The sequence below is a fragment of the Streptomyces himastatinicus ATCC 53653 genome (assembly GCF_000158915.1).
Taxonomy (GTDB): domain Bacteria; phylum Actinomycetota; class Actinomycetes; order Streptomycetales; family Streptomycetaceae; genus Streptomyces; species Streptomyces himastatinicus.
In genome coordinates, this window is the sequence record NZ_GG657754.1 from 6399139 (window position 1) to 6406410 (window position 7272).

Annotated in this window: 7 protein-coding genes; 6 read left to right on the forward strand and 1 reads right to left on the reverse strand. The window is 71.4% G+C overall.

The features are described from left to right. The 4 genes from SSOG_RS53980 to SSOG_RS27220 all read left to right on the forward strand — a co-directional run. Window positions 1-521: CGNR zinc finger domain-containing protein (locus SSOG_RS53980; protein ID WP_009717473.1), on the forward strand; the 521-nt coding region annotated here is incomplete at its 5' end. Window positions 522-753: 232 nt separating this feature from the next. Then, window positions 754-1275, forward strand: coding sequence for a sigma-70 family RNA polymerase sigma factor (locus tag SSOG_RS27210; RefSeq protein WP_039938820.1), 522 nt, complete (start codon window positions 754-756; stop codon window positions 1273-1275). Further along, on the forward strand, window positions 1272-2045 hold the full coding sequence (locus SSOG_RS27215; RefSeq protein ID WP_009717475.1) for an anti-sigma factor family protein: 774 nt from the start codon (window positions 1272-1274) through the stop codon (window positions 2043-2045). The genes SSOG_RS27210 and SSOG_RS27215 overlap by 4 nt, the downstream gene beginning before the upstream one ends. Window positions 2046-2132: 87 nt before the next feature. Then, on the forward strand, window positions 2133-4613 hold the full coding sequence (locus SSOG_RS27220; RefSeq protein WP_009717476.1) for a HelD family protein: 2481 nt from the start codon (window positions 2133-2135) through the stop codon (window positions 4611-4613). A gap of 212 nt (window positions 4614-4825) precedes the next feature. On the opposite strand, the gene SSOG_RS27225 is transcribed toward SSOG_RS27220, so the two are convergent. Continuing rightward, window positions 4826-5032: a cold-shock protein gene (locus tag SSOG_RS27225; protein ID WP_009717477.1), complete on the reverse strand. Its 207-nt coding sequence runs from the start codon at window positions 5030-5032 to the stop codon at window positions 4826-4828. Between the two features lie 282 nt (window positions 5033-5314). On the opposite strand from SSOG_RS27225, the gene SSOG_RS27230 reads away from it, so the two are divergent. Then, window positions 5315-6736 carry an NAD-dependent malic enzyme gene (locus SSOG_RS27230; RefSeq protein WP_009717478.1) on the forward strand — a complete coding sequence of 474 codons (1422 nt, stop codon included), beginning with the start codon at window positions 5315-5317 and terminating at the stop codon, window positions 6734-6736. A gap of 254 nt (window positions 6737-6990) precedes the next feature. Beyond that, a complete protein-coding gene (locus tag SSOG_RS27235; RefSeq protein WP_009717479.1) occupies window positions 6991-7272 on the forward strand; it encodes an HU family DNA-binding protein in 282 nt (93 codons plus the stop codon).

Below are 7272 nucleotides of genomic sequence, written 5' to 3' on the forward strand. Positions count from 1 at the left end.
AACGCCTAGACGGCGTCGAACCCCTCAGAGCCTGGCTCCTCGGCACCGGCCTGATCCCCGGCGGCACCGTGCTCGACACCGTCGACACCGCCTGGCTCACCCGCTTCCGCGCCGCCCGCGACCTCCTCCACCGCATCGTGCACACGGAGGTGGAGGGACGGGCCGCAGGGCCGGACCTGGAGCGGGTGAACGCGCTCGCCGCCACCGCCCCGCCCGCCGTGCGGGCCGTACGCGCCACCGACGGCACCCTCGTCGCCCGGCTCGCCGCCGCCCCCGACTGCGGGGCGCTGCTCGCCCAGGTCGCCCGCGACGCCGTCGCACTGCTCACCGACCCGGTCGCGCGCGGGCAGTTGCGGCGCTGCGAGGGGGAGAGCTGCTCACTGGTGTACCTGGACACCTCGCGGGGCCGTCGCCGCCGCTGGTGCTCCAGCGAGTTGTGCGGCAACCGGGAGCGCGTGGCGCGCCACAGACGCCGTTTAAACCCAAAGCGCGAGCAAAACATGAACGAGTTTCAGACATGACGCAGGCCCCGGATGGGGGGACCGGGGCCTGCGGGGCGGTGTTTGGGGAGGGAGCCCTTTATGGTGGCCGACGCCCGCCCGGCGCCGGGTTCTCGGCCTCAAGTACGTGGCGTGGCCCGGGAAATGTTCAGCGCAGAAGTGGGAGGAATGTCACAGGGTTGTGAATGAACGGCGGATCATTCCAGCCCGTACGCCCCTCGACCCAGCGCCTTGCGTACGCAAAGATGCCCTCGTGACCGAGAGGACGACACCGGACGACGCGCTGATGCGCGCGCTCTATGCGGAGCATGCGGGCCCGCTTCTCGCCTTCGTCCTGCGCCTGGTCGCAGGCGACCGGCACCGCGCCGAGGACGTGGTTCAGGAGACGCTTTTACGGGCATGGCGCAACGCCGACCAGCTACAGCGCAGCGGGGGTTCCGTACGCCCGTGGCTGGTAACCGTGGCTCGCCGCATCGTCATCGACGGCCACCGAAGCCGCCGTGCCCGCCCCCAAGAGGTCGACGCGGCCCCCCTGCATGTCATGCCCGCAGCGGATGACATAGATCGGGCGCTCCGTCAGATGACCATTTCCGATGCCCTGAATGACCTGTCCGATGCGCACAGAGAGGCCCTCGTCGAGACATACTTCAAGGGACGGACGGTGAGTGAGGCTGCGGGAGTGCTGCGCGTGCCGCCCGGGACCGTACGATCCCGGGTTTACTACGCGCTGCGTTCGCTCAAGCTCTCACTTGAGGAACGGGGGGTCTCGGCATGATGCCGACAGCGGACGACCAGCAGCACACCGCCGTCGGCGCCTATGCGCTCGGCGTCCTCGACGCGGCCGACGCGGCGCGTTTCGAGGAGCACCTGATCGGGTGCGAGCGGTGTGCGGCAGAGCTGGACGGGCTGATGGGCATCCCACCACTGCTGGCGGACTACGCGACCGATGCGGACGGCCTGGCCGTCCGCGACCCCGCCACCCTCACCGCCCGCCCCGGGCCCGAGATGCTGGACCGGCTGCTGGACGAGGTGACGGTCAGCCGCCGTACGAAGAACCGCCGGCGGCTCTTCCTCGTCGCCGCGGCGGGCCTCATGATCGTCGGCGGCCCGCTCGCGGGCGCGGCGGTCACCTCGGGCTCCGACGACGGCGGGGGCGGCACCAACCCCCCGATCGCCGCCGCCAATCCGGCGCAGGTGGCCTTCGACCAGGGCAAGAAGTACAGCTCGGTGGACCCCGGGACCAAGGTGGACGCCTCGGTCTCGCTCGCCCAGAAGGGCTGGGGCACCGCCATCGCGCTCAAGCTGGGCAACCTCAAGGGGCCCAAGAGCTGCGATCTGATCGCCATCGGCAAGGACGGTCACGAGGAGACCGTCACGACGTGGGCCGTGCCCAGCGCGGGCTACGGGATCAAGGACGGCGACGGCTCCCGCTGGAACAAGGAGCCGCTGTACGCACAGGGCGGCGCGGCGATGAACGAGAGCGACATCGCCCGCTTCGAGGTCCGCACCCTCGACGGCCAGCGGCTGGCCGAGGTCAATATCTGAGCCGGTCCGAGCCGGTCGATATCCGAGTGGCGCGCACGGGTGGGTGTACGGTTGACGGCTGCCCTATGTACACAGAAGGGGGCTTGGGTGGCCGCGCAGAACGCCACGCAGAACGCCACGCGGAACGTCACGCACGAAAGCCGGACGGCCCCGCCGCGTGACGTCGGGGACGGGATCCGGGACCGTGAGATCCGGATCGAACAGACCCATCTGGACCGCGTGTACCGCCGCCTCGAGGAGAAGATCCACGAGGCGGAGTTCCTCATGGACGACGCCGCCAAGCGCGGCCAGGTCGGCACCCCGGGAGCGCTCGCCGAGCGCGACGCCCAGGTGTTCCGGGCCGGGGTCCACCTCAACCGGCTGAACAGCGAGTTCGAGGACTTCCTCTTCGGCCGCATCGATCTGCTCCTCGGCAAGGACGGCGAACGCGGCCCGGATGGTGCGTACACCTCCGTGGAACCCGCGGATGACGCCATCCGGCCGGGCGAGGACGGTGAGGCAGGGGACCGCGCGGAGATCGCGGAGACCCTCCACATCGGCCGCATCGGGGTGCTGGACGCCGACTACGCCCCGCTGGTGATCGACTGGCGGGCCCCCGCCGCCGCCCCCTTCTACCGTTCCACCCCGGTCGCCCCCGGCCGGGTCGTGCGCCGCCGGGTGATCCGCAGCAAGGGCCGCCGGGTGCTCGGCGTCGAGGACGACCTGATGCGCCCCGAGCTGACCGCGACCCTCGGCGGCGAGGCGCTGCCGGTGGTCGGCGACGGCGCGCTGATGGCCGCGCTCGGCCAGGCCCGCGGCCACACCATGCGCGACATCGTCGCCTCCATCCAGGCCGAACAGGACCTGGTGATCCGCGCGCCCGCCGCCTCCGTCACCGAGGTCGAGGGCGGCCCCGGCACCGGCAAGACCGCGGTCGCGCTGCACCGCGCGGCGTATCTGCTCTACCAGGACCGCAGGCGGTACGCGGGCGGCATCCTGGTCGTCAGCCCCACCCCGCTGCTCGTCGCGTACACCGAGGGCGTGCTGCCCTCGCTGGGCGAGGAGGGCCAGGTGGCGATCCGCGCGGTCGGCTCCCTGGTCGAGGGCGCCGAGGCCACCACGTACGACGAACCGGCCGTGGCCCGGATCAAGGGCTCCTCCCGCATGACGAAGCTGCTGCGCAAGGTGGCCCGCGGCGCCCTGGAACTGCCGCCCGCGGGCCCGGCGCCCGCCGATGACGGCGGTCAGCTGACCCTGGACGACGCTGCCGCCGCCGACGCCCCCGGCAGAGGCGAGAGACCCGGCGGGCCGCCCGAGCGCCTGCGGGTGGTCGCGTTCGGCAGCCGTATCGAGCTGGACGCCGAGGAACTGCGCGGCATCCGGCAGAACGCGCTGGGCGGCACCGCCCCCGTCAACCTGCTGCGCCCGCGCGCCCGCCGCCTGCTGCTGGACGCGCTGTGGGCCCGCTCGGGCGGCCCGCGGCGCTACACGGACCCCGAACTGGCCGCCGAGGCGCGCGAGGGCTTCGACGAGGACATCTCCGGCGAGGACGCGTTCGCCGACTTCCTGGACGCCTGGTGGCCCGAGCTGACCCCGCGCTCCGTACTCGCCGCGATGGCCGACGAGAAGCGGCTGGGCCGCTGGTCACGGCGGGTGCTGAACCCGCGCGAGGCCCGTCTGGTGGCCCGCTCCCTGGCCCGCCTTGGCCCGGACGGGCAGGGTCCGCTGTCGGTGCACGACGTGGCGCTGCTGGACGAGCTGCACACCGTCCTCGGCCCCCCGGCCCGCCCGGCGAAGACCCGCGAGGTCGATCCGCTGGACCAGCTCACCGGTCTCGAGGAGCTGACCACCTTCGCCGACCGCAGCGCGCCCCGGCGCGGCCGCGCGGACCGGGCGGAGCAGGAGCGCGCCGACTACGCGCACATCATCGTGGACGAGGCCCAGGACCTGACGCCCATGCAGTGGCGGATGGTGGGGCGGCGCGGCCGCCACGCCACCTGGACGGTGGTCGGCGACCCGGCCCAGTCCTCCTGGTCCGACCCGGACGAGGCGGCCCAGGCCCGTGACGAGGCGCTGGGCACCCGTCCGCGCCGCCGCTTCACCCTCACCGTCAACTACCGCAACCCGGCGGAGATCGCCGAGCTGGCCGCCAAGGTGCTGGCGCTCGCGATGCCCGGCGCCCCCTCGCCCCGAGCGGTCCGCTCGACCGGCGCCGTGCCGCGGTTCGCGCCGCTCCCGGACGGCCGTGACGGCGACCTGGCGCATCACGTCCGTACGGAGGCGGCCCGGCTGCTGGACGAGGTGGACGGCACGGTCGGCGTCGTCGTCGCCATGGGCCGCCGCGAGCAGGCCCGCCGCTGGCTGGCCGGACTCGGCGACCGGGTGGTGGCGCTGGGCAGCCTGGAGGCCAAGGGGCTGGAGTACGACGCGACGGTGGTGGTCTCGCCCGCCGAGATCGCCGACGAGTCACCGGCCGGGCTGCGGGTGCTGTACGTGGCGCTCACCCGGGCGACCCAGCGGCTGACCGTGGTCCCGGGCGAGCGCGACGACCCGGACCGGGACGGCGTCCCGGACCTGCTGAGGGACTGAACGGACCAGCTGAGGGACCGTCCGGGGGACGGAGCGAAATCGGGCCGTCCGGTGGGGAATCGCTTCCAGGGATGGTTTGTTAGCCTTGCTGTGGCACCGGCTCGATCCAAGCCCCCGGGCCCAACCATCGTCGCTACGAGCGACCACTTGCCGCGAGGCGAGCATGGCGGGTCGGTGCCACCTACAACGTCATAGCGCGGAGGTCCGCGTCCTCAGCCGAGGACGCGGACCTCTTCGGCTTGCGGGCCCTTGCGGCCCTGCACGATCTGGAATTCGACCCGCTGGTCGTCCGCAAGGCTGCGGTAGCCGTTGCCGTTGATCGAGCTGTAGTGGACGAAGACGTCCGGCCCGCCGCCCTCCTGGGCGATGAAGCCGTAGCCCTTCTCGGCGTTGAACCATTTGACGGTGCCCTGAGCCATGCCCGCTGCTCCTCGTGTTCCTCGACGCCGGTGGACGTCGTTCGGCGCTGTGCGCGCCAGAGCCTAGGGCCGTGGGCTGCGGGAACGGCCCGCCTCGCCCGGCGTTCCCGCGAAGGAGTGGGGCTTTCCACTCGGCTGACCCCACTTGGCATGTCAGAACAATATGTCCGAAAGTCGGGCCGGGTTACCTCGTACCAGAAGGTAGGTGCAACCATCTGAGGACGTGGCCCTGTAATCCGGGGCCCGGCAACCTGGCACAAGGGAAAGCAGAGGAAGACGGTCATGGCAACGGCGCCCAGCGTCTCGTACTCGATGACGGTCCGGCTGGAGGTCCCCGCGAGCGGTACCGCGGTCAGCCAGCTGACCACGGCCGTGGAGTCCTCCGGTGGCTCCGTCACCGGCCTCGATGTGACCGCTTCCGGCCACGAAAAGCTCCGTATCGACGTCACGATCGCGGCGACGTCGACCGCGCACGCCGATGAGATCGTGGAGAAGCTGCGCGGTATCGAGGGTGTGTCGCTGGGCAAGGTCTCCGACCGTACGTTCCTGATGCACCTCGGCGGCAAGATCGAAATGTCGTCGAAGCACCCGATCCGCAACCGTGACGACCTGTCCATGGTCTACACCCCGGGCGTGGCCCGGGTGTGCCAGGCCATCGCGGACAATCCGGAGGACGCCCGGCGGCTGACCATCAAGCGCAACAGCGTCGCGGTCGTCACGGACGGCTCCGCGGTGCTGGGTCTGGGGAACATCGGGCCGAAGGCGGCGCTGCCGGTGATGGAGGGCAAGGCGGCGCTGTTCAAGCGCTTCGCCGGGATCGACGCGTGGCCGATCTGCCTGGACACCCAGGACAGCGACGCGATCGTGGAGATCGTCAAGGCCATCGCCCCGGGCTTCGCGGGCATCAACCTGGAGGACATCTCCGCCCCGCGCTGCTTCGAGATCGAGGCGCGGCTGCGGGAGGCGGTGGACATCCCGGTCTTCCACGACGACCAGCACGGCACCGCCATCGTGGTGCTGGCGGCGCTGACCAACGCGCTGCGGGTGGTGGGCAAGAAGATCGAGGACGTGCGGGTGGTGATGTCCGGCGCGGGCGCGGCGGGCACGGCGATCCTGAAACTGCTCAACGCCGCGGGCGTGCGGCACGCGGTCGTGGCCGACATCCACGGCGTGGTCCACTCCGGCCGCGAGGACCTGGTCTCGGCCGACCCGGACTCCCCGCTGCGCTGGATCGCGGACAACACCAACCCGGACGGCGTCACGGGCACCCTGCGCGAGGCGGTGCGGGGCGCGGATGTGTTCATCGGCGTGTCGGCCCCGAACGTGCTGTCGGGCGAGGATGTGGCGGCGATGGCGGACGACGCGATCGTCTTCGCCCTGGCCAATCCTGACCCCGAGGTGGACCCGGCGATCGCCCGTCAGACGGCCGCCGTCGTCGCCACCGGACGGTCGGACTTCCCGAACCAGATCAACAACGTACTGGTCTTCCCGGGTGTCTTCCGTGGCCTCTTGGACGCCCAGTCCCGTACGGTGAACACCGACATGATGCTGGCCGCGGCGGGTGCGCTCGCGGATGTCGTCCACGACGACGAACTGAATGCCAACTACATCATTCCGAGCGTCTTCAACGACAAGGTCGCGGGGGCGGTCGCCGGAGCCGTGCGTGAAGCGGCAAAGCCTGTGACCGGTACCACTGCGGTCTGAGCCGGGCACGGCGCGTCGCGGCCCTTGGGCTACCTGGGGCCGCCATAGGGTGGCGGGCAGGAAAACGACCGCCACGGCGCTTTTCGTGTGACTCTCCGGGGTTCCGGATTGGCTTTCCCGCCACAGGTGGGGGCAGGATGCGTTCCGGGCGCGAGGGTCTGAACAGCAGACCCGGGTCCGGGGACTGTCCGAGGGCCCTGGCAGCATCGGCTTCGATCTCACGCCTAATGGCAAGATGAACACGGGAGTACAACATGAACCGCAGTGAGCTGGTGGCCGCTCTGTCCGAGCGCGCCGAGGTGACCCGCAAGGACGCCGACGCCGTTCTGGCGGCCCTGGCCGAGGTGACCGGTGAGGTCGTCGCCAAGGGCGACGAGAAGGTCACCATCCCCGGCTTCCTGACCTTCGAGCGCACCCACCGTGCCGCTCGCACCGCGCGTAACCCGCAGACCGGTGAGCCGATCGAGATCCCGGCCGGCTACAGCGTGAAGGTCTCCGCGGGCTCCAAGCTGAAGGAAGCCGCCAAGGGCAAGTAA